At 45.8% G+C, this 25,145-nt stretch carries 21 protein-coding genes and 3 tRNA genes; 17 read left to right on the top strand and 7 right to left on the bottom strand.

The annotated features are described in order from the left end of the window. Positions 1 to 73: 73 nt before the first annotated feature. Both IEW88_RS13360 and IEW88_RS13355 read right to left on the bottom strand, forming a co-directional pair. A complete protein-coding gene (locus tag IEW88_RS13360) occupies positions 74 to 2,170 on the bottom strand; it encodes a hypothetical protein (protein WP_229670503.1) in 2,097 nt (698 codons plus the stop codon). A 356-nt stretch (positions 2,171 to 2,526) separates the two neighbouring features. Then, positions 2,527 to 4,155 (bottom strand): electron transfer flavoprotein-ubiquinone oxidoreductase, encoded by a 1,629-nt coding sequence (locus tag IEW88_RS13355; protein ID WP_147904739.1) that lies wholly within the window; start codon positions 4,153 to 4,155, stop codon positions 2,527 to 2,529. 231 nt (positions 4,156 to 4,386) lie between these two features. Between IEW88_RS13355 and IEW88_RS13350 the strand changes: the two genes are divergently transcribed. The 9 genes from IEW88_RS13350 to IEW88_RS13310 all read left to right on the top strand — a co-directional run bounded on the left by IEW88_RS13350 (position 4,387) and on the right by IEW88_RS13310 (position 11,947). Beyond that, positions 4,387 to 5,136, top strand: a complete 750-nt coding sequence (locus IEW88_RS13350; RefSeq protein WP_147904714.1) for an electron transfer flavoprotein subunit beta/FixA family protein — start codon at positions 4,387 to 4,389, stop codon at positions 5,134 to 5,136. Continuing rightward, a complete protein-coding gene (locus IEW88_RS13345; protein WP_147904715.1) occupies positions 5,136 to 6,062 on the top strand; it encodes an electron transfer flavoprotein subunit alpha/FixB family protein in 927 nt (308 codons plus the stop codon). The genes IEW88_RS13350 and IEW88_RS13345 overlap by 1 nt, the downstream gene beginning before the upstream one ends. Before the next feature lie 189 nt (positions 6,063 to 6,251). Continuing rightward, on the top strand, positions 6,252 to 6,671 hold the full coding sequence (locus IEW88_RS13340) for a putative periplasmic lipoprotein (protein ID WP_147904716.1): 420 nt from the start codon (positions 6,252 to 6,254) through the stop codon (positions 6,669 to 6,671). A 22-nt stretch (positions 6,672 to 6,693) separates the two neighbouring features. Continuing rightward, positions 6,694 to 8,196: a DNA recombination protein RmuC gene (locus IEW88_RS13335; RefSeq protein WP_147904717.1), complete on the top strand. Its 1,503-nt coding sequence runs from the start codon at positions 6,694 to 6,696 to the stop codon at positions 8,194 to 8,196. Positions 8,197 to 8,261: 65 nt separating this feature from the next. Then, positions 8,262 to 9,446 carry a class I SAM-dependent methyltransferase gene (locus IEW88_RS13330; protein ID WP_147904718.1) on the top strand — a complete coding sequence of 395 codons (1,185 nt, stop codon included), beginning with the start codon at positions 8,262 to 8,264 and terminating at the stop codon, positions 9,444 to 9,446. Between the two features lie 887 nt (positions 9,447 to 10,333). Beyond that, on the top strand, positions 10,334 to 10,555 hold the full coding sequence (locus tag IEW88_RS13325) for a hypothetical protein (RefSeq protein WP_053425154.1): 222 nt from the start codon (positions 10,334 to 10,336) through the stop codon (positions 10,553 to 10,555). 96 nt (positions 10,556 to 10,651) lie between these two features. Next, a complete protein-coding gene (locus IEW88_RS13320; RefSeq protein ID WP_147904719.1) occupies positions 10,652 to 10,918 on the top strand; it encodes a hypothetical protein in 267 nt (88 codons plus the stop codon). A gap of 100 nt (positions 10,919 to 11,018) precedes the next feature. Further along, positions 11,019 to 11,486, top strand: coding sequence for a GIY-YIG nuclease family protein (locus IEW88_RS18890; RefSeq protein ID WP_147904720.1), 468 nt, complete (start codon positions 11,019 to 11,021; stop codon positions 11,484 to 11,486). A gap of 11 nt (positions 11,487 to 11,497) precedes the next feature. Then, a complete protein-coding gene (locus IEW88_RS13310; protein ID WP_147904721.1) occupies positions 11,498 to 11,947 on the top strand; it encodes a hypothetical protein in 450 nt (149 codons plus the stop codon). 242 nt (positions 11,948 to 12,189) lie between these two features. Here the strand turns inward: IEW88_RS13310 and IEW88_RS13305 are convergent. The 3 genes from IEW88_RS13305 to IEW88_RS13295 form a co-directional block, all read right to left on the bottom strand. Continuing rightward, a tRNA-Met gene (locus tag IEW88_RS13305) sits at positions 12,190 to 12,266 on the bottom strand. A 52-nt stretch (positions 12,267 to 12,318) separates the two neighbouring features. Then, positions 12,319 to 12,395: transfer RNA gene (locus tag IEW88_RS13300), tRNA-Met, on the bottom strand. A 71-nt stretch (positions 12,396 to 12,466) separates the two neighbouring features. After that, a tRNA-Met gene (locus tag IEW88_RS13295) sits at positions 12,467 to 12,543 on the bottom strand. Between the two features lie 241 nt (positions 12,544 to 12,784). On the opposite strand from IEW88_RS13295, the gene rlmKL reads away from it, so the two are divergent. From rlmKL to rmf, 5 genes are all read left to right on the top strand, one after another. Beyond that, on the top strand, positions 12,785 to 14,917 hold the full coding sequence (rlmKL, locus tag IEW88_RS13290) for a bifunctional 23S rRNA (guanine(2069)-N(7))-methyltransferase RlmK/23S rRNA (guanine(2445)-N(2))-methyltransferase RlmL (RefSeq protein WP_147904722.1): 2,133 nt from the start codon (positions 12,785 to 12,787) through the stop codon (positions 14,915 to 14,917). Continuing rightward, positions 14,914 to 15,153 carry a glutaredoxin family protein gene (locus tag IEW88_RS13285; protein WP_147904723.1) on the top strand — a complete coding sequence of 80 codons (240 nt, stop codon included), beginning with the start codon at positions 14,914 to 14,916 and terminating at the stop codon, positions 15,151 to 15,153. The genes rlmKL and IEW88_RS13285 overlap by 4 nt, the downstream gene beginning before the upstream one ends. A 2-nt stretch (positions 15,154 to 15,155) precedes the next feature. After that, entirely contained in the window at positions 15,156 to 17,066 is a 1,911-nt protein-coding gene (uup, locus tag IEW88_RS13280) for an ATP-binding cassette ATPase Uup (RefSeq protein WP_147904724.1), read from the top strand. Between the two features lie 12 nt (positions 17,067 to 17,078). Next, positions 17,079 to 18,719 carry a DUF3466 family protein gene (locus tag IEW88_RS13275; protein ID WP_147904725.1) on the top strand — a complete coding sequence of 547 codons (1,641 nt, stop codon included), beginning with the start codon at positions 17,079 to 17,081 and terminating at the stop codon, positions 18,717 to 18,719. Between the two features lie 322 nt (positions 18,720 to 19,041). Next, complete coding sequence (gene rmf, locus IEW88_RS13270; protein WP_008898994.1) at positions 19,042 to 19,224, top strand: ribosome modulation factor; 183 nt, start codon at positions 19,042 to 19,044, stop codon at positions 19,222 to 19,224. Positions 19,225 to 19,430: 206 nt separating this feature from the next. Here the strand turns inward: rmf and IEW88_RS13265 are convergent, their stop codons facing one another. Further along, positions 19,431 to 21,812, bottom strand: a complete 2,382-nt coding sequence (locus tag IEW88_RS13265) for a TonB-dependent receptor domain-containing protein (protein WP_147904726.1) — start codon at positions 21,810 to 21,812, stop codon at positions 19,431 to 19,433. 179 nt (positions 21,813 to 21,991) lie between these two features. Between IEW88_RS13265 and IEW88_RS13260 the strand changes: the two genes are divergently transcribed. From IEW88_RS13260 to trhO, 3 genes are all read left to right on the top strand, one after another. Next, entirely contained in the window at positions 21,992 to 22,642 is a 651-nt protein-coding gene (locus tag IEW88_RS13260) for a LysE family translocator (RefSeq protein ID WP_147904727.1), read from the top strand. A gap of 35 nt (positions 22,643 to 22,677) precedes the next feature. Continuing rightward, the gene (locus IEW88_RS13255; RefSeq protein WP_147904728.1) at positions 22,678 to 23,220 is read left to right on the top strand and encodes a YaeQ family protein; all 543 of its coding nucleotides are present in this window, start codon (positions 22,678 to 22,680) and stop codon (positions 23,218 to 23,220) included. A gap of 99 nt (positions 23,221 to 23,319) precedes the next feature. After that, entirely contained in the window at positions 23,320 to 24,237 is a 918-nt protein-coding gene (gene trhO, locus IEW88_RS13250; RefSeq protein ID WP_147904729.1) for an oxygen-dependent tRNA uridine(34) hydroxylase TrhO, read from the top strand. 60 nt (positions 24,238 to 24,297) lie between these two features. Here the strand turns inward: trhO and IEW88_RS13245 are convergent. Then, on the bottom strand, positions 24,298 to 25,145 hold an 848-nt coding region (locus IEW88_RS13245), incomplete at its 5' end, for an IS4 family transposase (RefSeq protein ID WP_188713511.1).

The raw sequence follows: 25,145 nt of genomic DNA, 5'->3' as shown, positions 1-25,145 counted from the left end.
AAAAATTAGCAGGTTAAAACGACAGTGTTGTTTCTCTATAAAAAAAGCCCCCGCTGTGCGGAGGCCTTCAGGCTTAGGCTTTATCCGCGCCCGGATCAGTTTTGGCAGCCTTTTCAGACGGTTTATCTGATAGGTTATTCAGTGAGATCACCTTAGTTTTACTGATCTTATGACGATAGATCTCGCGCAGATAATGAATAGACTTTTTCACACTGTCGCGGGACAAACGAATGTCATTGATAGAGACAAACTTGTCTTTATTACGAATAAGTTCGCGGTATTTTTTCTCGTACATAGGTTTAATTGCATACCAGTTGGTATCGAGAATTTTCGCCGGGTTTTCAAACTCATGCAGCATGCTGTCCAAACGCTCTTCATCGAAGTGCTCTTCACGGATAAAGTCCAGCATGGCTTTGTCCAGTGAATCATTAAAACGATAATCGTCTTTGGCAAAACAACGTTTGATGAACGACACAATCAGCGTCAGGAAATCGTCACTTAAACACGGACTTTTTACAATCAATGTGGTCAGCGAGATATTGGCTGAAGCGCCAATCACCAAAGCATAACGTTTTAACGTAGTGTTCGGGAACAGAGTATTTAAATGGCTCTTCAGGCGATTTAAATCCATGTATGACAGTTTGTAGTCTTTTGGTAACGAGATGATCGACACCACAGACGAGCAGTTTTTAAAGAAATGCAGGTCTTTTAAATCTTTTGGATCGTAGCCGCTTTTCACATAGGAAGCTAAAGCTTCACGGTAACGACCAGACTCTATAGGTAATAAACTAATGCCCTCAATGGCCTGTGTCACTTTGTTAAAGTGGGGCAGGTCAATAGAACGGAAAAACAGGTCGTCAATATTCAAACCACTGTTGCTGTTTTTGTCGAACAGTTTCAGTTTATCCACAGCAGCTGGCGCGTTTGGGATCACAGATTCAGCATAAGCTACAGCCACAGGGCCTGCCAGACTCATAAACAAGTCGTTGGCGTCTAAACGTATGGTTTCACCAATATCGATGCCGGCACGACGGAAGTAATTTTCGTCATAGTCTGTGGTGACCGCTTGTGCTGTTAAAATGTTGAAGATTTGCTGCGAAATATACTGGTTGGCATATTTCTCCATCGCATTCACGTCGATGTGCTGAATTTCACCATCGTCGGTTTCTTCAGCATAACGCATAATGTCGTTAGAAATCAGCATCATCGCATTCCAAGGACGAATGCGGTGCATCACGCTGGACTCAGCACTGTCTTCATTTTCCAGGTTGTACGAGAAATCCCATTCTTCCGCCAGGTATTTACATAACAAGCGGCCTGAGTTGATATGCAACGCTTCTGACATTTCCACGCCATGGTCTGTAATATTCGGCAGAATACAGATACCACTGGTGAAAATGGGCTCGAACACAAAAGAGTGGCCCGCGTTCGCTTCGTTTTCCGTTTCTGGTCTGGTATCGAAGGTTTTGGCCATATAAGCGTACTGCTGCGCCAAACCGAACTCTGACGCCATACCAGAACCTGTACCACCACCGGCACTGAAAATATAAAAATACAAACGGGATTGGTTGGCTTTGATACCGCAGGAGTCAATCAGATAAGAGTGAATAAATTTCCAATCCGGGTTGGAGAACTTCTGTGTGTCTTTGTTCAGAATGATTTTGGCTAAATACTGACCCAGAATAGGAGCGTTACCGGCACCACCAGCATGGACTTCAGACAAGTCCATGATTTTCATTTTGTTATAGTCCTGCAGGAAATTGGACTTTTCACCTTTGTGAGAAAAACGAATACGACCTTCAATATCTTTGTCTAAATCGCCCAACATCACCAAAGGTTCAATCAGAAACACAGGCTTGACCTGATGCGATTTATCCAGATTAAGGCCTTTTTTAATCCAGCGTACAGGGCGGTATTCGGTTTCTTTTTGCTGACGCTCTTCAATATTAAATTCATTCATATAGAAGCTGCGTGCGTTGTACACCAGAGAGGCCACGTCCAGCGCTATATTAGAACCACAGCGGCCTAAACCTATTAAACAGACCGAAGGAAACTGTTGCTGACGTCTGTTGGCATCTTCTTCATCTGAAGCCGGGATAGGGAAAACACTATTTCGCAAAGCATCCAGATTAGACAAAATCCGGCTCAGGTCGCGTTCAGTGAAATACATATAGCGGCCCGAACCAAAATTCAGGTCAGCTTCAGTTTCAGTGGCAGAGAATGGACGCACTGTTACACTGACATCGTCTTTACTGGCGCTGCTTTTTATCACTTTTGTACTCATGGATGACCTTCCGGGCTATTTTTATTGTTCTGAGCTGCTATCTATTCGTGTCATAAACATAGACTTAGCTGTCTATTATTACAATTGGCATGAAGAACAGTACAGCAAAATCATCGCAGAGAATTGAACTTTTTGATAATCAGAAAAATAAAATTGAAAAATAACGCAGTTAAATGCAAATAAATGGGATCAGAAGCTGTCGATTTTAGTTTTTTGCTTCTGATCCCATCTCCCCCTGACTGTTACATATTCGGATAGTTCGGACCACCTGCACCTTCTGGTGTCACCCAGGTGATGTTTTGGCGTGGGTCTTTGATATCGCAGGTTTTGCAATGAATACAGTTTTGCGCATTGATCTGCAGTCGCGGCTGATTATTGTCTTCGACAATTTCATAGACGCCGGCAGGGCAATAACGCTGTGCAGGCTCGTCATACAAGGCCAGGTTCACCGCCACAGGAATACTGGTATCAGCCAGTTTCAGATGGCAGGGTTGGTCTTCTTCATGATTGGTGTTAGACAAATACACTGAAGACAGGCGGTCAAAGCTAAGCACATTGTCTGGCTTGGCATACTGAATTTTTGCTGCTTCGGCCGCTGGTCTTAACGTCAGATGATCAAGAGTGTCATCTTTTAACGTGAAGGGTAGTTTGCCGGCGAAGATATTCTGATCCAGCGTGTTAAAAGCGCCGCCCCAGAACGAACCAAACTTATGCATCGCCGGGCCAAAGTTACGACTTCTGAACAACTCATCAAATAACCAGCTTTGCTCAAAATGCTCTGCAAACTCAGTGAGATCAGCACCAGATTTCTCTTGCTGTAATGCAGCAAAAATAGTTTCAGCCGCCAGCATGCCGGATTTCATGGCTGTGTGATTGCCTTTGATTTTGGCAAAGTTCAGCGTACCTGCGTCACAACCCACCAATACACCGCCTGGGAAGGTCATCTTCGGCAGACTATTCAGGCCACCTTTAGCAATAGCGCGCGCACCATAAGAGACGCGTTTACCGCCTTGCAGATACTGTTTAATCACAGGGTGTTGTTTGTAACGCTGAAATTCTTCAAAAGGACTCAAATGCGGGTTGCTGTAGTTCAAATCGACGATTAAGCCGACCACGATCTGCTGCCCTTCAGCATGGTACAAATAGCCACCACCACTGGTATCGTCTTGTAAGGGCCAGCCTGCGCTGTGTACCACTAAACCTTGTTGGTGCTGCTCTGCCGGCACATCCCAGATTTCTTTAAAACCTAAAGCGTAATGCTGAGGGGAGCGGTCTTTATCTAATTCAAAACGGGCAATCAGTTGTTTACCTAAATGGCCACGGCAGCCCTCGGCAAAAACAGTGTACTTGCCACGCAGCTCCATGGCTGGGACGTAACTGTCTTTTTGGCTGCCATCATGAGCTACGCCCATTTCACCCGTAATCACGCCTTTGACGATATCATCTTCTATCAGTAATTCTGCTGCGGTAAAACCAGGGAATATCTCAACACCCAGCTGTTCAGCCTGTGTGGCTAACCAGCGGCATAAGTTGCTGATAGAGACAATGTAATTGCCTTCGTTGTGCATGGTTTTTGGTACTAAAAAATTAGGCAATTTTTGAGCGGCAGTCTCATTTTTGAACAGATAAATATGGTCACGCGTCACCGAAGCGGTTACGGGAGCCTGCATTTTTTGCCAGTCAGGGAATAATTCATTTAAAGCGCGAGGTTCAAATACAGCGCCGGATAAAATATGGGCGCCGACTTCCGAACCTTTTTCGACGACACACAAGCTGATGTCAGAACCAGCAGTTTTGGCTTGCTGAGCCAGACGGATAGCGGTCGACAAACCCGCAGGGCCAGCACCAACTATCACTACATCAAATTCCATCGACTCACGTTCAACCACAACAACCTCAACTTATCCATCTTTTTTGTCTGGCGTTTTGCCTTGTTCTGCTGATGGATGCTTATCTTGACATAAAATTTAGAACTTCTGCTCTACGCTAGGGTATTTCAGGTTGACGTTAACGTCAACAGTAAGTAGATTGATTGCCTGGAAAGAATCAGCTTTACCTTAACGTCAACTTAGTGCTGAGTATAGCGGCCGAATGGGGTTTTTATGAAGATTTTAGTACCGGTCAAACGGGTCATAGATTACAACGTCAAAGTACGGGTAAAAGCCGATCAAAGCGGTGTGGATTTAGCCAACGTAAAAATGGCATTGAATCCGTTTTGTGAAATCGCCGTGGAAGAAGCGGTGCGTTTAAAAGAAGCGGGCATTGCAACAGAAGTGGTGGTGGTGTCTATAGGTCCTGCCGCGGTGCAAGAGCAACTGCGTACAGCTTTGGCTTTAGGAGCAGATCGTGCTTTGCAGATCGATACCGAGTTGAGTTTAGATTCGCTGCAAGTGGCGAAGTTATTAAGCAAAGTCGTGACTGACGAGCAGCCGCAACTGGTGATCTTAGGTAAACAAGCCATAGACTCAGATAATAACCAGACAGGCCAGATGCTGGCTGCATTAACTGGTATGGGTCAGGGCACATTCGCCTCCAAAGTTGTAGTAGCCGATGGCAAAGTACAAGTCACCCGTGAAATCGACGGTGGTTTACAGCAAGTGGAACTGACCCTGCCAGCCGTAGTATCGACCGATCTGCGTTTAAACGAGCCGCGTTATGCGTCACTGCCTAACATTATGAAAGCAAAGAAAAAACCTTTGGATGTAAAAGCGGCAGACAGTTACGGCGTGAATTTAAGTTCTAACGTCGCCACGCTGAAAGTCACAGCCCCTGCGTCCCGACAGGCTGGTGTGATCGTAAGTTCAGTAGACGAGTTAGTTGCCAAATTAAAACAAGAAGCGAAGGTGATCTGATGAGCATTTTAGTTATTGCAGAACACAACAATCAGAGTCTGAAGGCAGATACCTTTAAAGCAGTCAAAGCTGCCAGTCAGATTGGCGGCGACATTCATCTGTTGGTTGCTGGTTTTAATTCAGCTGCCGTAGCAGCTGAAGCAGCAACGTTAGCAGGCGTAAGCAAAGTACTGCACGCTGACGCTGCGGTGTATCAACACCAACTGGCTGAAAATATCAGTTTGCTGGTGACCGAATTGGCGAAGAGTTATCGGCATATAGTGGCGAGCGCAACGACCAACGGTAAAAACTTTTTACCCAGGGTTGCTGCTTTATTAGATGTGGCACAGATTTCCGATGTGATCGCTATTGAAAGCGCTGATACCTTTGTGCGTCCTGTGTACGCTGGTAATGCGATAGCGACGGTAAAAAGCAGCGACACTATTAAAGTGCTGACAGTGCGCTCTGCAGCCTTTGATGCGGTAGATACAGGCAACAACGCAGCTATTGAAAGTATCAGCCTTGCGAAAGATGCTGGTGTATCAAGTTTTGTCAGTGAAGAGCTGACGAAGTCAGAGCGTCCTGAACTGACCGCTGCTAAAGTGATCATCTCTGGTGGTCGCGGTATGCAAAATGGCGAAAACTTTGCGCTGTTAAATGGCATAGCCGACAAACTGAACGCCGCTATTGGAGCATCCCGCGCTGCGGTTGACGCTGGTTTTGTGCCAAACGATATGCAGGTTGGTCAGACAGGAAAAATTGTTGCGCCGGATCTGTATATTGCAGTAGGTATCTCAGGTGCTATCCAGCATTTAGCGGGTATGAAAGACTCTAAAATTATAGTCGCTATCAACAAAGACCCTGAAGCCCCGATTTTCCAGGTGGCTGATTACGGTCTGGTGGGTGATTTGTTTACTATTCTGCCTGAGCTGGAAGCGAAGATTTAGTTTTCACCTTCATTTGTTCTGAGTAAAGAGAGTTTTCTTTCGCTCTCTTTACTCAAGTTAATAAATTGCTTACAAATTTCTGCTGTATCTCTCTTGTTCGCTTGGCATTCGATCTCTAAGATAGGCTCATCATGCGCTGTCGCAGGGCTTTTCGTCGTTTTGGCGAGCAAGCTGTTCAGGAGATAAAAAATGAAAAAAACGTTAACTCTTAGTTTGCTTGTCATGGCATTAACAGGTTGCGCTACTGTACCTGCAGATAAAGACAACCTGTCCACCCAGTTAGATGGCCCACTAGCTCAACTGCAGCTGGACACCCGCCAATTACAAATGCGGCTGGAGCGCCTGACCGAAAACAAAGAATGCCAACAAGATAACCAATGCAAAGTCATTGGTGTAGGAGCCCGGCCTTGTGGTGGACCGGACCAGTATCTGATTTATTCGACACTGCACACAGATGAAAAAATGTTAAGCTACACCAGTGAACGTTACCAGAAACTAAAAAAGCAGCAAAATGAGAAGCTTGGCTTAATGTCGACTTGCCAGATGCTGATGCCTCCAGTCAGCGCTTGTATTGAAAATAAATGCGCTATAGGTAACGCAAACCGCTAATTAATCTGATACCGAGAGGACCATGACCCCACAAGCTTCGTTTATTTTATTGTTGTGTTGTGCTGTGGGGATGCTTTGCTGTGCAGGCGGCCTGTGGTATTGGTACAGAGAATCACTGAAAAAGCAGCAAGAATTGCTGTTACTGCAAAGCACAAATCAACTACAAGCTCAACAAAATCAGCATGATAAGCTTTTATTGCAGCAGGTTCAGCAACAGCTGCAACAGGCGCAGGACGACTTTAAAGACTTAAGTTACCAGCAGCAAAAATACGCCGCTGAACTGGCGCGCAGCCAAAGTCAGTATCAGCAGGTATCGGAACTTTGGACTGAGCTTAAGCAGCAGTATCAAAGCCAGCAGCAGGATTATATGCAGCTGCAGCGCGAGCACAGCGCTTTGCAAATCAGTTTAAAAGAAAAGCAGCAGCATTTCGCCGAGCAACAGGCTTTGTTACAACAAAGCAAGCAGCAACTCAGCCTTGAGTTTCAGCAGTTGGCACAGCAAATTTTTGAAGACAAGTCAGTGCGTTTCCAGGCCTCGAATCAGGAAGCCTTAAATAGCTTGTTGAATCCATTCCGTTTGCAGTTAGATGCCTTTAAAAGCAAAGTGGAAGATATTCACCTGAAAGACAGTCAGCAGCAGGCGCTGCTCAATCACGAGCTACAGCATTTAAAAATCCTCAATCAGCAGATCACCGAAGAAGCCCATCAACTGGCTGTGGCACTCAAAGGCCAGAAAAAAACGCAAGGCAACTGGGGCGAACTGGTTTTAGAAAATGTACTGGAGCGTTCCGGCTTGCGAGCAGGCCAGGATTACCAGCGCGAGTTTTCTGTCACTCAGGAAGATGGCAATAAATTGCGGCCGGATTTAGTGGTGTTTTTACCCCAGGGCAAACATTTGATTATTGATGCCAAAGTGTCGTTAAACGCCTACAGCCGTTATATCAATTCAGAAGACGAGCTCGATCGTAAACTAGCGCTGCAGGAGCATGTGGCTTCGATGGCGGCCCGTATTAAAGAGCTGTCCGACCGTAATTACCATAAGTTGCCTGGCCTGAATTCACCCGATCTGGTGTTTATGTTTGTGCCTATCGAATCAGCTTTTGTTGAAGCATTAAAAGCAGATGAAAGCTTATTCCAGCAAGCACTGAATCAAAATGTTTTGGTGGCGACACCGACCACTTTGTTAACCAGCCTGAATATAGTGCGGCAGTTATGGCGCTACGAAGAGCAGCATAAACACACAGCAGAACTGGCCAAACGTGCTGATGCGGTGTTTAATAAACTTCGCACCTTCCTTACCACTTTTTTAAGAGTCAAAGAGAGCTTAAACAAAGCGCAGGAAGCCTATGAAACCGCAGAAAGTCAGCTGTATAAGGGCAGGGCGAACCTGGTGAAACAGGTCAATGAGTTTAAAGACTTAACTCCTGCGATACAGGCTGAACTTCCTGAGTATTTTGTCGAAAAGTCTCAGATTGAATTTGACTCAGAACCTTTGCCAGAGACAAAAACCTCGTCGGCTCCATAAAGCACTATGGAGCTTTGAGCTGTCAGGTTTATACTAACGGCCTTTTTTTATTGCAGAGAATATCAGTGAGTACTTCAGATTTCAGCGCCTTTATCCAACTCCTTACACAAAAGCTTGAACACAACAGCTGGCAAAAGCTGTTGTTAAGCAGTTATCAGGGCGAGGATAGCAGCCTGGTGCGGATTGAAGTACGGCCTGTGGTGTTAAAAGATGTTGCGCACTTAAGTTTTTTATACCGGCATAAAACCCGAGATATCACTAAAAACTTTACCGTGACTGAGGGGCTGCAACAGATCCAAACTTTATTAGGCACTGATTTTAAAGCTGCTCATTTCACAGCTTTGGATAGCGAAACTCAATTGAGTGTCAGCAAAAAAGGCAAGGTGCTTAGCAGTACTAAAGCGATAAAGCAGACAACACCTGTTGCTGCAGCCTTGACTCATGACAAAGAAAAACAGCGTTTTCTGACGCTGGACAGGCCTTTTTTACAGCAACTTGGTGTGACTGACGCTCAGCATAAGCTGGTGCCAGCCATGTCGCGTAAATGGAAGCAAATCAATAAGTTTGTCGAAGTATTCGACCGAGCTTTAAGCCAAACCGGCTTAAAGCAAAAGCCTGCAGTGCATATTGCCGATTTTGGCTCAGGCAAAGCTTATCTGACTTTTGCGGTGCATGATTACTTAACACACCAGTTAGGGCTTAATGCCAAAGTGACAGGAGTGGAGCTTAGGCAGGAGCTGGTGGATTTATGCAACGGTGTCGCCTGCGATTTGAACTTAAAGGGCATTGGCTTTGAGCAGGGCGATGTGAAGCATTTTCAGGCCAAAGGCATAGACGTGATGATAGCGCTGCATGCCTGCGATATAGCTACGGATTACGCTATTCATATGGGCATACGCACCGGCGCTTCAATGATTATGTGCTCGCCATGTTGCCATAAACAACTGCGGCCACAACTGATTAGCCCGCCTTTACTGCAACCTATGCTGAAACACGGTATTCATTTAGGTGAACAAGCCGAAATGCTGACCGACAGCCTACGCGCCTTGCTGCTGGAAGCTTATGGCTATGAAACTCAGGTGTTTGAATTCATTTCGCTGGAACACACCAGCAAAAATAAAATGATTCTGGCGGTCAAAAGCCAAAAATCCAAAAACCGCGAACAGATTCTGGCCCAAGTGCAACAAATCAAAAGCTTCTACGGCATACAGCAGCATTGCCTGGAAGAGTTATTGTTGCAGTCGGAGTGAGTTATTGTGTCAGAGTTGGAGTAATAAGCTCCTGTTCAAACGGCGCGGTCAACTACAACGCAGACACGCCGTAAATACATCCCTGTAGGCTCCTGTCCAGCATCCCTGCTGGACAGGGTCTGCTAACGTAGTCGTCCGTCCGTTTTCTAAGTTCCTTTGCGTCGTCACTTTATGCCAATACCGTATTTTTTACATGTGGACGAATACACAGTGTTATTTGCTTTCATCAAAAAACAGGCACACTTTGAGCAAATCAACAGGCACATTTATCTGTTGCTGAAGAAGGAAAAACACTCTAATTTAGATACTTAGAGTGGGCTAACCTAAAAATAACAGGCCAGAGAAAAGTAATAATGTGCCAGCACGCTTTGGTGCACAGCTAGCAGTAGCTGGTTGTGATTAGTTTTTTTTATTAATAACTTAATGCTGGCATTTCATCTGGTAAAACCAGAGAAAGCGTGCTGGCACAATATACAACTGTTATGAGCAAGGAATACTCCGGTGAACGATTCACAGCTTGAAAGGTGTATGCAGTCGGTCGGCAAGGGTTGTTTCGTACTGTATTTCGAACAATTCGCCAATCCGCACATTTCGAACGAAGATCTGATCGATCGGTTAGTGAGGGACGAACAATACATGGAGTCAGGCGCCAGGACTCGGGTACTTCAATCCCGTCGAATAATTCGAGCTGGGCGCGCTATTGATGCACTCCGAATCATTGCGTCCTCCGAGCGAGTTCCGCAGTCAGTTCGTGAAAGGGCAGGGAATTTAGCAAATGCTTTGTAGATTGCTTGCTCATAACAAGTCAAACAACTACGCGCCTGCGGCGCCGGACGCGGCAAGCCGCGCCGGTTTTTGAGGCGTTATAAACCACAAGGAGAGTTCATTTGAATATCAATGCAACGCTAGTTGGCCAAATTATGTTTGTATTTGTGCTGGTTGTAGGCGCATTAAGCTATTACCTCGGTCGCCGTAAAACGCAAACGCCGGTTTTGGCGGGTTTACTTGGCGTGGTGCTATGTATTATTCCACCATTTGCGCTGGTTTATCTGGTTGTATTAGTACTTAAAAAAGACGTAGGTTCAACATCGGCGGAAGTAAGTGGGTAAAGTGGTTTATAACAAGGCCAGTCACGGCGACGCCTTTTCCGCTGCGGCTTCGCCCCACTACAAAGCCGCGCATGCTGGCGGCGTTAGGTTTCACCGATGAATGCGAAAAGTGTTGCTGATGTAGAAGGGCCGTGGGTAGAGCCAGAATTAAACTCTGGGTTAATACAGCGCTGTAGAGATAATTGGTCAAAGCCAGTGTCCCAAGTTACAAATCATGTTCTTGCAACATTTATCCGCCAAAAACTTGCGCTAGCCATTGTAGTTCCAGAGGCAGAAAATCGCCTTAAACGTGGTTTCGTAGATGATACAGAGCTATACGATGAAGAGCTGGAAGTAGCAATAAATGAACTACCAAAAACCTAACAAGGCGGTTAATTTCGTTCGCTCTGCTCACTGGGACAGCTTACACGCCGCTTCGCTCTGTTCCTGCTGCCCATTACCGCGGCGTTAGGGTAATCAACTTATGCACCCAGTATTTAAAGAGTATATTGAGTCGTTGGAACCCTCTTTTCAAAGGCTCCTCAATATGGATCCGGTTACAGTCGCAACATTACCGAGTGAAATGCCTCTGTCTGGTATATACCTTTTCTCAGAAAACGGAGACCATCTATACGTTGGCCGGACAAACACGATTAGAAAAAGGTTACAAAATCATTGTCGTCCAAGTTCTGGTCACAATTCAGCGACATTTGCATTTAGGCTTACCAGAGTAATAACAGGTATCATACAGGCAACATATGTTGCCGAGGGTTCGCGTTCTAGTTTAGAGAAACACCCTACGTTTGGGCCTGAGTTCATTAGACAAAAGCACAGAGTAAGGGAAATGCAGGTGCGCTTTGTATCTGAGCCTGATCCAATGCGGCAGGCACTTTTGGAAATGTATGTTTCAGTCAGTTTGGGGACGCCTCATAATGACTTCGATAATCACTAAGGGCCCTAACAATGCCCATCAGTTCGCAGCCTTTGGCTGCCGGACTCGCTATGCTCACCGCTGTTATGCTCACCGCTGTGGGCGGCGTTATATCGTCTGAGGTAAATTTGAGAAATCTAACAGTTTTAATTTTATTGCTATTAACATCGTGCGCTGCAACAAATGACGAGAAAGATGTTAAATATCGCATAGACAGTAATACATACGTTAACTCTGAAGGCGTGATTATCCGTGAAGTATCAAAGCAAGAAGGTAAAAAGATATTACGGGCTTTGGACAAGCAAATGGACGAGTATAATATCCCGAGGGAGTCTGAATACGAGACGTGCGAAGAGCTTTTAGCCTTGTTAAAAGAAAGAAATCTGGAAGTGACTTCTGTCAAAGAGAGGGAAGTTGAAATCAAGTTGAAATGGAATCTTTGGCGCAATATACATCTTAAATCAGGTAATTGTTTGGATTAGTTTGCAATATTACCAGCAACTATTGCCGCTCACTGTGAGCAGTATTTTGCGATATAACAATCGCCATCAAAAACGCGCCCTGTGGGCGCTCGACTAGCAACAAGTTGCTCGCCGTTTAGGCGGGCGTTAATGTCCGTTTTTCGCTCTTTGCAGCCATAGTTTATTTCAAATGGTGGGGCTTATAACCGGTCAAACTCTAAATTTCAGACACAAAAAAACCGACTATTAAGTCGGTTGATTGTTGGTTGCGGGAGCCGGATTTGAACCGACGACCTTCGGGTTATGAGCCCGACGAGCTACCAGGCTGCTCCATCCCGCGTCCGTATTGATAGTCGAGCAGTAACTATCAGGATTTAAAATATACACATTGTTGGTTGCGGGAGCCGGATTTGAACCGACGACCTTCGGGTTATGAGCCCGACGAGCTACCAGGCTGCTCCATCCCGCGTCCGTATCTTACACCGCATAGGGCGTGTAAGAGGTGTACTGCATTCACGTTTCACTTAAGCTGACTTAAGTTGGTTGCGGGAGCCGGATTTGAACCGACGACCTTCGGGTTATGAGCCCGACGAGCTACCAGGCTGCTCCATCCCGCGTCCGTGTTTGCGGGGCGCATAGTAGAGCTTTTGCCCTGGCAGTGCAAGGCTTAATGTCAGTAAATTCCAAAGAACTGAACTGACTGCACAATTATTAAACGCATAGGTCTTTAAGTAGGCGCTCGTTGCTGTCTCTGAAGTAGTAGCTCCGCAAATCTTTGTTTTCGTGTTGAAAAACATCCCAATGCTTTCGAAAGCGCTTCTGTTATAATGTGCGCCATTTTATTGCAGGGCAGATCATATGTTGGAATTCTGGGCCTTAACATCCAAAGGTGTTGAAGAGCTATTGGCGGATGAAATCCGTCGTTATCAAGGCGAAATTATTAAATTAGGCATGGGCGTGGTGCGCTTTAAGGCTGAACTTAAAGATGCATACCAGCTGTGCTTATGGTCGCGTTTAGCGACCCGTATTCTGCGCCTGGAACAATCCATCGAAATTGATGCCAATTCAGACCTGTATCAGGTTGCTATGCGCATTAACTGGCCTTCGTTAATGCGGATGGAACAAAGTTTTGCGGTCGAGTGTGTCGGTAAGCACCCAACAATAGATAACACTCAGTTTGGTGGTATGCGGGTCAAAGATGCCATAGTGGATCAGTTCCGCGAGCGCTACGATGCGCGGCCTAATGTCGATCGTATCGACCCGGATGTGCGTTTTCAGGTGCGTTTAGAACGCCAGCATTTCCATTTCTTCCTGGATTTCTCTGGTCCGTCTTTGCATCAGCGTGGTTATCGTAAAGAGCAGGGGGAGGCGCCACTTAAAGAACATTTGGCCGCCGCTTTGTTAATTCGTTCGGGTTGGAAGGCCGATCAGCCTTTGTATGACCCGTTTTGTGGTAGCGGTACTTTATTAATAGAAGCAGTGCTGATGGCACGGCAGTTGGCGCCTGGTTTAAAGCGTGAAAAGTTTGCCTTTGAAAGCTGGGGCGATCACCAGCCAGAACTTTGGCAACAACTGCGGGCTGAAGCTTTAGGCTCTCGCAAAGCCATAGCCGAAGGCGTAACTTTTGTGGGTAGCGATACCGATGAGCGTACTTTGCAAAAGGCCCGTCAAAACGCAGCCCGTGCTGGCGTGGCTGATTTTATTGAATTTATTAACCAGGATGCGACACACATTCAGTCGGCAGTGTGCGAAGGTAAAGGTGTGATTATCACCAACCCGCCATACGGTGAGCGCTTAGGCGACTTGCCTCAACTTATTCCTGTGTACGCAGAATTCTCCTTAGGTCTGAAAAAACACTATCAGGGCTGGCGTTTAGCCATTATTACCTCAAGCCCGGATTTATTGCGGGCACTGAAGTTATCCAAAGCCAAAAGCTATAAGTTCACTAACGGTCCGCTGGATTGCGAATTTACCCTATTTGATTTGACCGAACAGCAAGTACAGGTTAATGCCAACAGTCAAACTGCGGCTTTGTTTTATGCTGAAAGCGAGTCTTTTGGTAATCGCCTGAAGAAAAACGTCAAGCAGCTGGAAAAGTGGGCGAAACGCGAAAACATCAGTTGCTACCGGATGTACGATGCGGATATTCCGGAATACAACGTGGCGGTCGATTGGTATGACGGCGAAGTGGTGATCCACGAATACGCTGCTCCTGCCAATGTTGATGAGCAAATAGCACAAAAGCGTTTATTTGATGTGGTGAACTTAGTACCTAAAGTACTGGGCATCAGCAGCGACAAACTGGTGCTAAAGGTCCGTGAAAAACAAAAAGGCAAAGAGCAGTATCAGGCGCTGGCCAAAGCTGGTCAGTACAAAGAAGTGACTGAATATGGCGCTAAGTTCCTGGTGAACCTGCGTGATTATTTAGATACTGGCTTGTTTTTAGATCACCGCGTCACCCGTTTGGCGATTCAACAGCAAGCCAAAGGTAAAAAAGTACTGAATTTATTTGCCTACACAGGTACGGCTTCTGTGCATGCGGCTTTAGGTGGCGCTTTGTCTGTCACTACGGTGGATATGTCCAATACCTATCTGGACTGGGCAAAACGTAACTTCCTGATCAATGGACTGGATGGCAAAGCTTATCAGTTTGTACAGGACAACTGTCTGGATTGGCTGAAGGGCTGTAAAAACCAGTTTGATTTAATCTTTGTCGACCCGCCAACGTTCTCGAACTCAAAACGAATGGAAGATACCTGGGATGTGCAACGGGATCATGTCAAGTTGCTGACTATGGTAGGGCGTTGTTTAGCGCCGAATGGCAAAGTGATTTTCTCCAACAATAAAAGACGCTTTAAAATCGACAAAGCCGCGTTGGAAGAGGCGGGTTGGAGTATCAAAGACATCTCAGCTCAGAGCTTACCGGAAGATTTTAAACGTAACCCCAATATCCACGTCTGTTTTGAGTTATTTAAACGAGTAGACGAATGAAATTAAGCTTATACAGCACCTGGGGTTGTCATTTATGTGAACAAGCCGAGCAGCTTTTGCTGCAGGCAGGTTTAGCAGGTGCTGTAGAAATTATCGATATAGTGGACGAACCAGCGGCTTTTGAACGCTATCGTGTGCATATTCCGGTGTTAAAAGTGAATGAACAGGAATTGTTCTGGCCCTTTGACCTTGAACAGATACAACAACTGCTGCGTCAGCAGTCGTCAGGATTATAAAAGTGGAATTATTACGTTTTCAGCAAGCCAGTCTGGCTTTTGGTACCCATCCGATTTTAGATAAAGTGGATTTCAGTTTATTTGCCGGCGAGCGCGTCTGTTTAGTGGGTCGTAACGGTGCGGGTAAATCGTCCTTCTTAAAAATCCTGACCGGTCATCAAAATTTGGATGACGGCCAGGTGGTGCGACAGAATAATTTAGTGGTGAGCCGTTTAGAACAAGACCCACCAGCCCGGGTGGATATTAAAGTCGCGGATTTTATCCGTGAAGGTGCAGGCGATTTAGCAGAAAAATTGCAGCGGTTTTATCATCTGGCTGACCATTTCTCTGACGCGACCGAGGCAGAACAACGCGAATTTGGCACCTTGCAGGCGGAGCTCGATACCCGTCAGGGCTGGCAGTTAGAAAGCCGGATTGAAGAGCTGTGTTTGCAGTTTGAAATGGATCCGAATACCACCCTCGCTTCATTATCGGGCGGTTGGTTGCGTAAAGCCGCTTTGGCCAAAGCTTTAGTGTCGCAACCTAATGTGCTGCTGTTGGACGAACCGACCAACCACCTGGATGTTGCTGCGATTCAATGGCTGGAACAGTTCTTTATGAACTTCAAAGGCGCCATTATTTTTATCTCGCACGACAGGGCTTTTATTCGTGCTTTGGCCAGCCGTATTATCGATTTGGACCGGGGTGAACTCACCTCACATCCTGGTAATTACGCCGAGTATCTGGAGCGGAAGCAAAAGATGCTGGAAACCGAGCAGCAGCACAATGCACTCTTTGATAAAAAACTGGCGGAAGAAGAAGTGTGGATCCGTCAGGGCATTAAAGCCCGTCGTACCCGTAATGAAGGTCGGGTACGAGCCTTAAAAGCGCTACGCAATGAGCGCGCTGCCCGGGTGGAGCAAATGGGCAAAGTGGAATTTGCTATTGAGCAGTCGCAAAAATCCGGCAAGCTGGTATTTGAAACCAAAGACGTGAATGTCAGCTTCAAAGGTGAGACTGTTTTAAAAGATCTGAATATTCTGGTGATGCGGGGGGATCGTATCGCCTTGGTAGGTCCTAACGGTGTGGGTAAATCCACCTTAATTAAAACTCTGCTTGGTGAATACACTGCCGATAGTGGTGAGATTAAACGCGGTACTAACCTTGAAGTGGCTTATTTTGACCAGCACCGTATTCAGCTGGATTTAGATGCCACTGTGCAGGATAACGTCGCTGATGGGAAACAAGAGATCACCCAAAACGGCCAGACGCGTCATGTGTTAAGTTACCTACAGGACTTCTTATTTGCACCAGCGCGTGCCAGAACGCCAGTACGGGCTTTGTCCGGTGGCGAGAAAAACCGTTTATTACTGGCGCGACTATTCGCAAAACCCAGCAATTTACTGATCCTCGATGAACCAACTAACGATCTGGATGTGGAAACCTTGGAGCTGCTTGAAGATATTTTGCAGCAGTATCAGGGCACAGTACTGCTGGTTAGCCACGACCGGGAATTTGTCAATAATACAGTGACAAGTTCGCTGTACTTTGCCGGTCAGGGCAAGGTGGTGGACATAGCCGGTGACTACGAAGATGTGCTGGCCTACCAAAAACGGCAGCAAAACCAAGTCAAAGCTGTTGAAACAGTGCAAAAAAGTGTAAAACCTGTCGAAGAAAAGCCAGTTGAGCTTTCATCCGGCAGCAGTAAGAAGTTATCATACAAAGAGAAACGAGAACTGGAACTATTGCCCGCTTTAATCGAGACGCTTGATACCGAATTAAGCGCCTTGCAGCAGCAAGTGAATGATCCACAATTTTTCCGGCAAAGTGCCGAGTACACCCAAAAAGCGTTGAACCAATTGCATGAGACCGAGTCGAAGCTCGCGCACGCTTATGAGCGTTGGGAACAATTAGAAGCATTAAATCAGCAGTAACAGGGGACCTGAATGAGATTATCACCCGTAGTATTAGCCTTATTACCCGGCCTGGCAGCCAGTTCAGCCTATGCCGCTGTTTATCAGGTCCAGGAGTTGCCGGAAGTCAGCACTACACGCTCTCAGTATGGCGCAGCTATTAATGATAATGGTGATGTAGTAGGTAGTGGTAGTTTGATCTACAACTTCCCGGTTGATGTCAGTCGATTAAATTTTGAAGATGCTGATTTAACAGCCAGATTGTCGGCGGAAGCCATTGAACAAATTAAACTGGGCAATGTGACTGCGGCTTCACTGGCACAATTGTTGAGTTATTTAGAAAGCAAAAGCACGAATTTTAGTGTTCAACGATACAGTGACGTGATGGCACTGAACTTATCAACGGGCGCGCAAGTTAAGATCAGAGAGCAGTCTGCTGTTCCAACCAACAAAGAATATCTCTACGATATTAATAGCAGTGGCAATGCCGTTGCTTTAGCTACAACAACCTTTACTCTACAAAGCTTTACTCCTGAGGCCACTGAAACGACTCCTTCACCTGAAACGGTGGAATTATGGATGCCTGAGCCAGGCTACATGAAATCATATGTTGTCAATGGCAACAGCGTCACGCCGTTACCTATCCCCTTTGAAGAGTTAGGCGGCGGTTTTTCCTTTGCGTCTAAAATTAGCGAATCGAATTACATCGCAGGCTCAGGCAGTGTCTCTATGCCAACTGCGACGCAAGAAGCAGTAAATACTACATGTACAGGTAAAGCATCCCCTTTAAGCCTTTGTTACTATAATCTTGCAACCACCAGTTATGTTGAAAGAGCACTGGTGTGGAAAATGAACGACACAGGTCAGATTTCCGCTCCGGTTCAATACGGCTTTTTAGGCCCGGCTATAGCAGAGACCTCTGATTTAACGTACGTCAGTCGTGCTTTATCAGTAAACGATGACGCTGTTGCTGTGGGCTATTCCACCTATGTGAGTGAAGAGCGTCAAATCAGAACCAGTCATGCGACAGTATTTGCCGAAGGTGAGGTTTCAGCCATTGTTGATCCGATCGAGTGGGACTCAAGCTCAGCAAACGACATCAACAATGAAAACATCATAGTCGGCAATGCGAATAAAAGAATGAACGGTATAGCGCGTAACCGGATGTTTATTTTTGATTACAATACCAAAACAGTCACATACCCTAATGGCTTTTTCAGTACTTCAGGCACTATTCCTTCAGCTATTAATGAAAACAATCTGATTGTAGGCGCAGCTGAGGTGATCCCAGACGACAGTACGACACGTCGCCAGGTTGCATTTTTATACAATCTGGAAGATCAGACTATGACTGACTTAAATACTTTATTGCCTTGTGGTGTGAATTTTAATTTGGTTGAAGCAAAAGATATCAACAACAACAATGAGATCCTAGCCAATGCTGTTTTCTCGGTTGAGCAAAGAGATGCAAAAGGCGAAGTAGTGAAGGATAGTGCAGGTAATCCGGTACTTGAAAACGTCGTTCGCCCGGTGAAATTAACACCTGTCCCTAACGGTACTATTGAAAACTGTAACGCACCAGAAGAAGTGACTTATGAGCGTAAAGGCGGCACTTCAGGTTGGCTAACTTTACTACTGTTACCTTTAGTGATATTAAGAAGACGGGTAAAGTAAAGCTAGATCCGGTTTAAAGAACCTGCTTCGGCAGGTTTTTTTTTCGCTCCGCCAGTAGGCTTTTATCGTGTCAGCATCTATCCCCCTGAGCGTAAATATACCGAAGCATGAGCAATACTGTAGAAAAATTCAAAAATTCAAAAATTCAAAAATTCAAAAATTTTAAATTATTTTGTCATCAAATCTTAAATAAGTTCAGGTTCTTACTTAATGTCAATAGGGTGGGGTTAAGTTTAATTGTGGAACCTTTTGAGCATCTCGACTATCTATTAAAGTGCAACGCAAGTTGCTTGTTATTTACCAGATCGAGGAAGATTGCCTTATGAAAAGACAGAAAAGAGATCGTTTAGAACGTGCTCATGCTCAAGGTTATCGCGCCGCTGTCACAGGTCGCTCAAAAGAGATTTGTCCTTATCAGAATTTAGACACCAGATCGCAATGGCTCGGAGGGTACCGGGAAGCGATGGAAGACAAAGGGACTGGCCTGTTTGCCAGAGGTCAATAATTTACGAATTCAGATAACAAGGCCCCTATATTAGGGGCCTTGTGCGTTTTAGGGGCTTAACAACTTCATTTATACCCTTATACCCAAAGTAATTGGAGTTGCAGAGAGGCGACAGGAGCGTGAGACCCCGGGAGCATAGTTTCCCTATGTGACCGGGGCGAGAGCTCGTAGTCAACAAAGCTGCGGCTTCAAGTACGAAGGGTATATTAGAAGCGGGCTTTGAGACCTAAGGTAAAAGAACGGCCTGGCAGAGGTGCATCTTCTTTAATAAAGGAGCTGTGTACGAATCCAAGTTCATCTGTCAGATTATTGGCTTTGGCAAAAGCTGTCAGGTCCAGATCATTCAGATTAAAGTAGTAGCTAAAACCTAAATCAAGGATCTGGTAAGAACCTGTAGCGCTTTCGCCAGCTGCAACCCGATTTTGTTTCATATAATGAGTCCAATCGATAGTGGCAGACCAATCCTGTGCTGAGTAGCTGTATCCAGCGCCCGCTTTAACAGGCGGGATACGTGGCAAATCACCACCGTTATCCAGTTTAGCCCGCACTGAGTCGATAAAGAACTCCAATTCCTGCTCAGCAGTCAGCTGATAAGCCATCGCGAATTCGGCGCCATATAAAGTGGCATCCTGTTGTTGGTAATGGAAAATGGAGAATTCTTCCCCTTCGTGCTCATGATCATGTTCTTCTTCATGACCTTCTTCCTCGTGAGCCTCCAGATCGGCCATGGTTAAGCCAGAATCCCGCATGTATAAATAGTTATGCACTTTGTTGTAAAACAGGTTGTAGGTGAAGGTAAAGTCCCCTTCAAACTTGCGCAAAGTCAGGTCGATATTATTCGCAACTTCCTTTTTGAAGTCAGTTTCAGATTTGCTGATCTCGCCATCGGCATCGAGTGCATAAGCCAAACCCAGTTCATAGGTTTGAGTCGCAATATGTGCACCGTTGGAATAGAGCTCAGCAGCACTTGGCGCACGTTCAGAGCGGCTCACTGACAGTGCCCAGTTGTAACCTGGTTGGAAGTTCCAGACCAGACCTGCCGAGGCACTTGCTGCAGTAAAATCATTTTTGACGTTTTCAGACGAATGCTCTTCCGCTGCGTCTTCGTCATGGTGATGCTCAAATTCTATGCCGGAAGCTTTGTAGTCGATCTGTTCAATACGGGCGCCTAACTGCGCCGTGAAATCACCGAAACTACGTTCCTCCAACACAAATAGAGCGTGAGAATCTGTTTTGCTGTCCGGTGTAAAAGCCTCATCACCAATGGCCTTGTAATCACTTTGCTGCAGGTGGTAACCCACAACCCCATGCCAGCCAGCGAAGGTTTCATGCTCAGCAGTGAAACGACTTTCAAAGCTGTCATTTTTGAAGGTAGTACCAATAGCACCACCTTCAATTTCATGATGCTGATAGCGGGTCAGAGCACTGTTAAAAGATAAAGTTTCAATGCCAGCGAATGGTTTATAGAGCTCACCTGCTAAGCCGTATCTGTCTTGTTTTACGCGGGCAAAGACACCGTCTTCCTGATGGTTTTCTTCCTCTTCATGCTCATCTTCTTCGTGTTCTTCATGATGATGGTGATGACCAGGAATGCCGTATTCACTGTCAATATGACCTACGGAGAAACCTAACAAACCTTTGTCAGTGATCCAGCTTAATCCACCATTGACTGCCGAATTATCTAACCAGGAGTTCGCCAGTTGATTGGTACTTTCTCCCTCATCATTGGTAAAGTCGGGCACATCGTAATTATTTGTTTTGCGCTTGAAACCATCAAAATGCCAGGCTATTTGCTCCTGACCACCGTCGTGCGCCAAAGCCGCAGTCTTTTCATCTGCGCCAGAACTGTAGCGGGTTTCAATCTGAGTGCTGGCAGGGCGCAACTGACGCGGTAATCTGTTGTCGACCACATTCACTACACCACCCACAGCGCCACTGCCGTATAGCAAGGTAGAAGGACCACGCAAGACTTCAATCTGCTCAGTGGTAATGGCATCAGCTGTGATAGCGTGATCAGGACCGATACGTGACACGTCGGCTGAATCCAATCCATTATTCAAAATACGAACTCGTGGACCATCCAGGCCACGCAGAATAGGGCTGGCAGCCACAGGACCATAATAGTTACTGTGCACACCAGGCATAGACTTTAAGGTTTCGCCTATCGTCGGTTCAGTTTTACAGCTCAGTTCTTCACCGGATAACACAGAGACAGGGTTGGCCATTTCCAGGTCGTAGTGATGCAAGCCAGATGCTGCGACCACAATACGTTCCAGACCACCGGCTTCGAGTTGGATCTTAAGCTGGTCGCTTTGTGCGTCTGCGACTTTCACAAATTGATCACCATAGCCTTTGGCAGATATATGCAGTTCTGCATCCGCAGGGGCCTGAATAGTAAAGCGGCCGTTTTTATCGGCATAAACGTATTGCTGACGGCCATGTACGTGCACACGAGCTTGCTCAATAGCTTTTCCGTCCTGATCCAAAATAAGGCCGTTAATGCTGACACTTTGTGCCTGAACTTGAGTTGAAAAGACTGCAGCGACCAGCGCAGCCAATGGAGAAAGTTGAAAAAGAGAAGGGCGCATCGAAAAACCTTTTACTGTTGGTTAATGTGTGTGATGTTATAACATTTTTGCGGATTAACGATTTTAGCGCAAGTACTTTTGTGATGAAGTAACATTTTTTCGAGATTTCATTTCGAAAGCCTGTAGCCTCATGCTCTAATTACAACTCATTTATCTACGAATTATCAAAAGGATAAGGCATGGAGTTTTGGCCTGAATTTATCTTAATCGCCTCGGTTCATTTGGTCGCTGTTGCAAGTCCAGGCCCAGATTTTGCGATCGTATTACGTTATGCAGTACGTTATGGCCGTAATGTTGCATTAGCCGCCAGTATGGGTATAGGCATGGCGATTTTTCTGCATGTCTGTTATTCGCTGCTCGGTGTTGGGCTGTTGATTAAAACTACGCCTTGGTTATTTACTTTGTTCAGCGTACTGGCGGCAGCCTATCTGGCTTACATAGGCTGGCAGGCTGTTCGCAGTGGTGCACCTGTTTCAGTTACGACGGATGACAAAGCAGAAGCTATAGCGGAAAGTCCATCCTTGCTTAAAGCTTTTACTTCAGGTTTTGTCACTAATGGCCTGAACCCCAAAGCGACCTTGTTTTTTTTATCGCTTTTTGCCGTCATTATTTCGCCTATGACACCAGTTTCATACAAAGTGATCTACGGCGTTTATATGGCTGGTGCTACTGCAGTCTGGTTTTCTTTTTTATCTGTAATCCTAACCCGCGAAAAAGTAAGGTCTTTTTTACTACGCAAAGGCTATTGGTTTGATAGGTTAATGGGCGGCGTATTACTGGCACTGGCTATGCATCTGATCTATGGTGCAATTCAATCTCAGCTACACTAAACAGAGGTTGTTGCCGATACCAGCGAGGTGTCTGTATGCAAGTAGTCAGTAAGGTGATTCGGCTGGATCTGAATTATGCATCAGAGGTGAGCCATCTGTACCAAAAACGAACCTGTTATATAGCACCCTATAAAACAGAGTTGGCAGAACATTTTGCCCGTCGTTTGCTGGCCTACCTATCCTTTTTTGAGTTTTCCCCCCAACTGTCGAAAACAGAGGGCGCTGGCAAAACGCCTGATCTGTATGTCAGTGATGCGACCGACCATATCAAACTTTGGTGTAATGTTGATTTGCTCAGCGAAAAGCATATGCAACGCGCCAGTCATCAGGCCGATCAGGTGGTGTTATTTCTGGATGAAACGGATCAGAAAAAAATTAAAAGCCAATACAAACAACATTTCAGCAATGTACTGTTCCATACCTTATCTCATCAACAATTACTGGATTTTTGCAGCATGCTTAAAGGTCATATGCAGTTAGATCTATGGCGAGAGGATGATAAGTTATTGATCACAGATGGAGAGCAAACTTTTGAGCTGGCACTTGCCGTGCCACCAGAGCTTGAATTCAGGCATTAAGCCTGCTGAAACTTGTTATTTCATGTTCAGTAGCTATAATGCTCGCCCGTATTTTTGCCCCGGATTTACGGTCCGGCTTTGCAGAAGGTGAACTCAAAGATGTACGTTGTTGCTGCTTTATATAAATTCGTCGCTCTACCTGATTATGTCGCTTTACGCGATAAGCTCTATCAACACTTAGTTCTGAATAAAGTCAAAGGCACTTTGCTGTTGGCTGAAGAGGGCATTAATGGCACTATTTGTGGCCCACGCGAAGGTATAGACGCGATGCTGCAATGGTTTGCTGCCGATAGCCGGTTTGATGGCATGTCCTACAAAGAATCTTTTGCCGATGAGCAGGCGTTTTATCGCACTAAGGTCAAGCTGAAAAAAGAAATTGTCACTATGGGCGTAGAAGGTATCAATCCGGCTCATATAGTGGGTACTTATGTTAAAGGTGAAGCCTGGAATCAACTGATTTCGGATCCGGAGACTATTGTTATTGATACCCGCAACGACTACGAAGTGGCCATTGGCACTTTTAAAAACGCCATCAATCCAAATACCACCAGCTTCCGAGAGTTCCCAGAGTGGGCGGAGCAAAACCTGGACAAAACCAAACATAAAAAAGTGGCTATGTTTTGCACTGGTGGTATTCGCTGTGAAAAGTCGACCGCCTTTTTAAAAGAGCAGGGCTTTGAAGAAGTGTATCACCTTGATGGCGGTATTCTGAAATACCTGGAAGAAGTGCCAGAACCAGAGAGTTTGTGGCAGGGTGAATGTTTTGTATTTGATCAGCGTGTGGCTGTTAAACATGGTTTGGAACAGGGCAGTTACGATCAGTGTTATGCGTGCCGTATGCCGTTGTCACAAGATGAAATGAAATCGCCGCTGTATGTACAGGGGTTAAGTTGCCCACATTGCCATGACAAAATTACTGAAGAGCAAAAAGCTTCCTTTGCTGAGCGTCAAAAACAGATTGCGCTAGCTAAACAACGGGGTGAACAACACATCCGCGATGGCAAAGTAGAATTTTAATTGCTGCTATCTTAAAAAAGAGCCTTCATGGCTAATGCCAGTCAGTTAAGCTGACTGGCATTATTTTTTGTACGCATATTTGCTGGATTTCCTTTTGATTTGCCTTGGATAACTACGCTCTTCGCGCCTGAATGGTAAGACGTAAAACTCAGCCTGCTCTGTCAGGTTCGAGAGTTCTTTGGGTATGTGATGGGCATGACTCAATGTAAAACCAAACGTGAACATGTTGATGATGGCATGCGCGCACAAGGTAAAACTCAGTTCGTTTGGATAAATACCCGGCAAGACCTTACTCATCCTTACCATCTGGTATCGGATAAGGTTGTAACATAACAACATCCCCCATAACTCTTGCCTGATGAGTTCTGGCTTTTTACTGCGCAGTGTAAATTCATTCTGCAGCAGCTGTTGTTTCATCTCCCGGTAACCCAATTCAATTTCCCAGCGCTGGCTGTATAAATCGACGATTTCATCGCCGACATAACGCTGAGTATCCAGCATGGACGTCAGGATAAAGCACTCTTTTCCCTTGATTTTTTTATGCAATAAACGCGCTTCTATCTCTTCTGGCAGTTCTGCCCATTTTTTCCGCGCCTGTGGCGTCGTGTTCAACCGAACCCTATAGTCCTGTTTGCCTAGCTTTTCTAAGACCTCGTACTGAGTGCCTTTTTTCAGCGGAATAAGCCAGTGTCGATTGTGTCCATTGCGTTGCCACGCATGTAACAATCCCAACGAATAAAAGCCGCGGTCAAACAAGGTCAGACTGTTATCGGGAGTGGTCTCAATCAACTGCTCAGCCAGTACCATTTCATTGCTGGCATATCTATCCATCGCCGCATTCACCAGCATATGACTCGTCAGTTCCATTTGGCAGACCATCCGAAGTACCGGCCAGCTCACTTCTCCCA

The sequence above is a fragment of the Rheinheimera tangshanensis genome, assembly GCF_014645135.1.
In the GTDB taxonomy this organism is placed as follows: Bacteria; Pseudomonadota; Gammaproteobacteria; order Enterobacterales; family Alteromonadaceae; genus Pararheinheimera; species Pararheinheimera tangshanensis.
The sequence above is the reverse complement of the archived record's forward strand: the minus strand, read 5'-3'. Positions and strand labels throughout refer to the sequence as shown.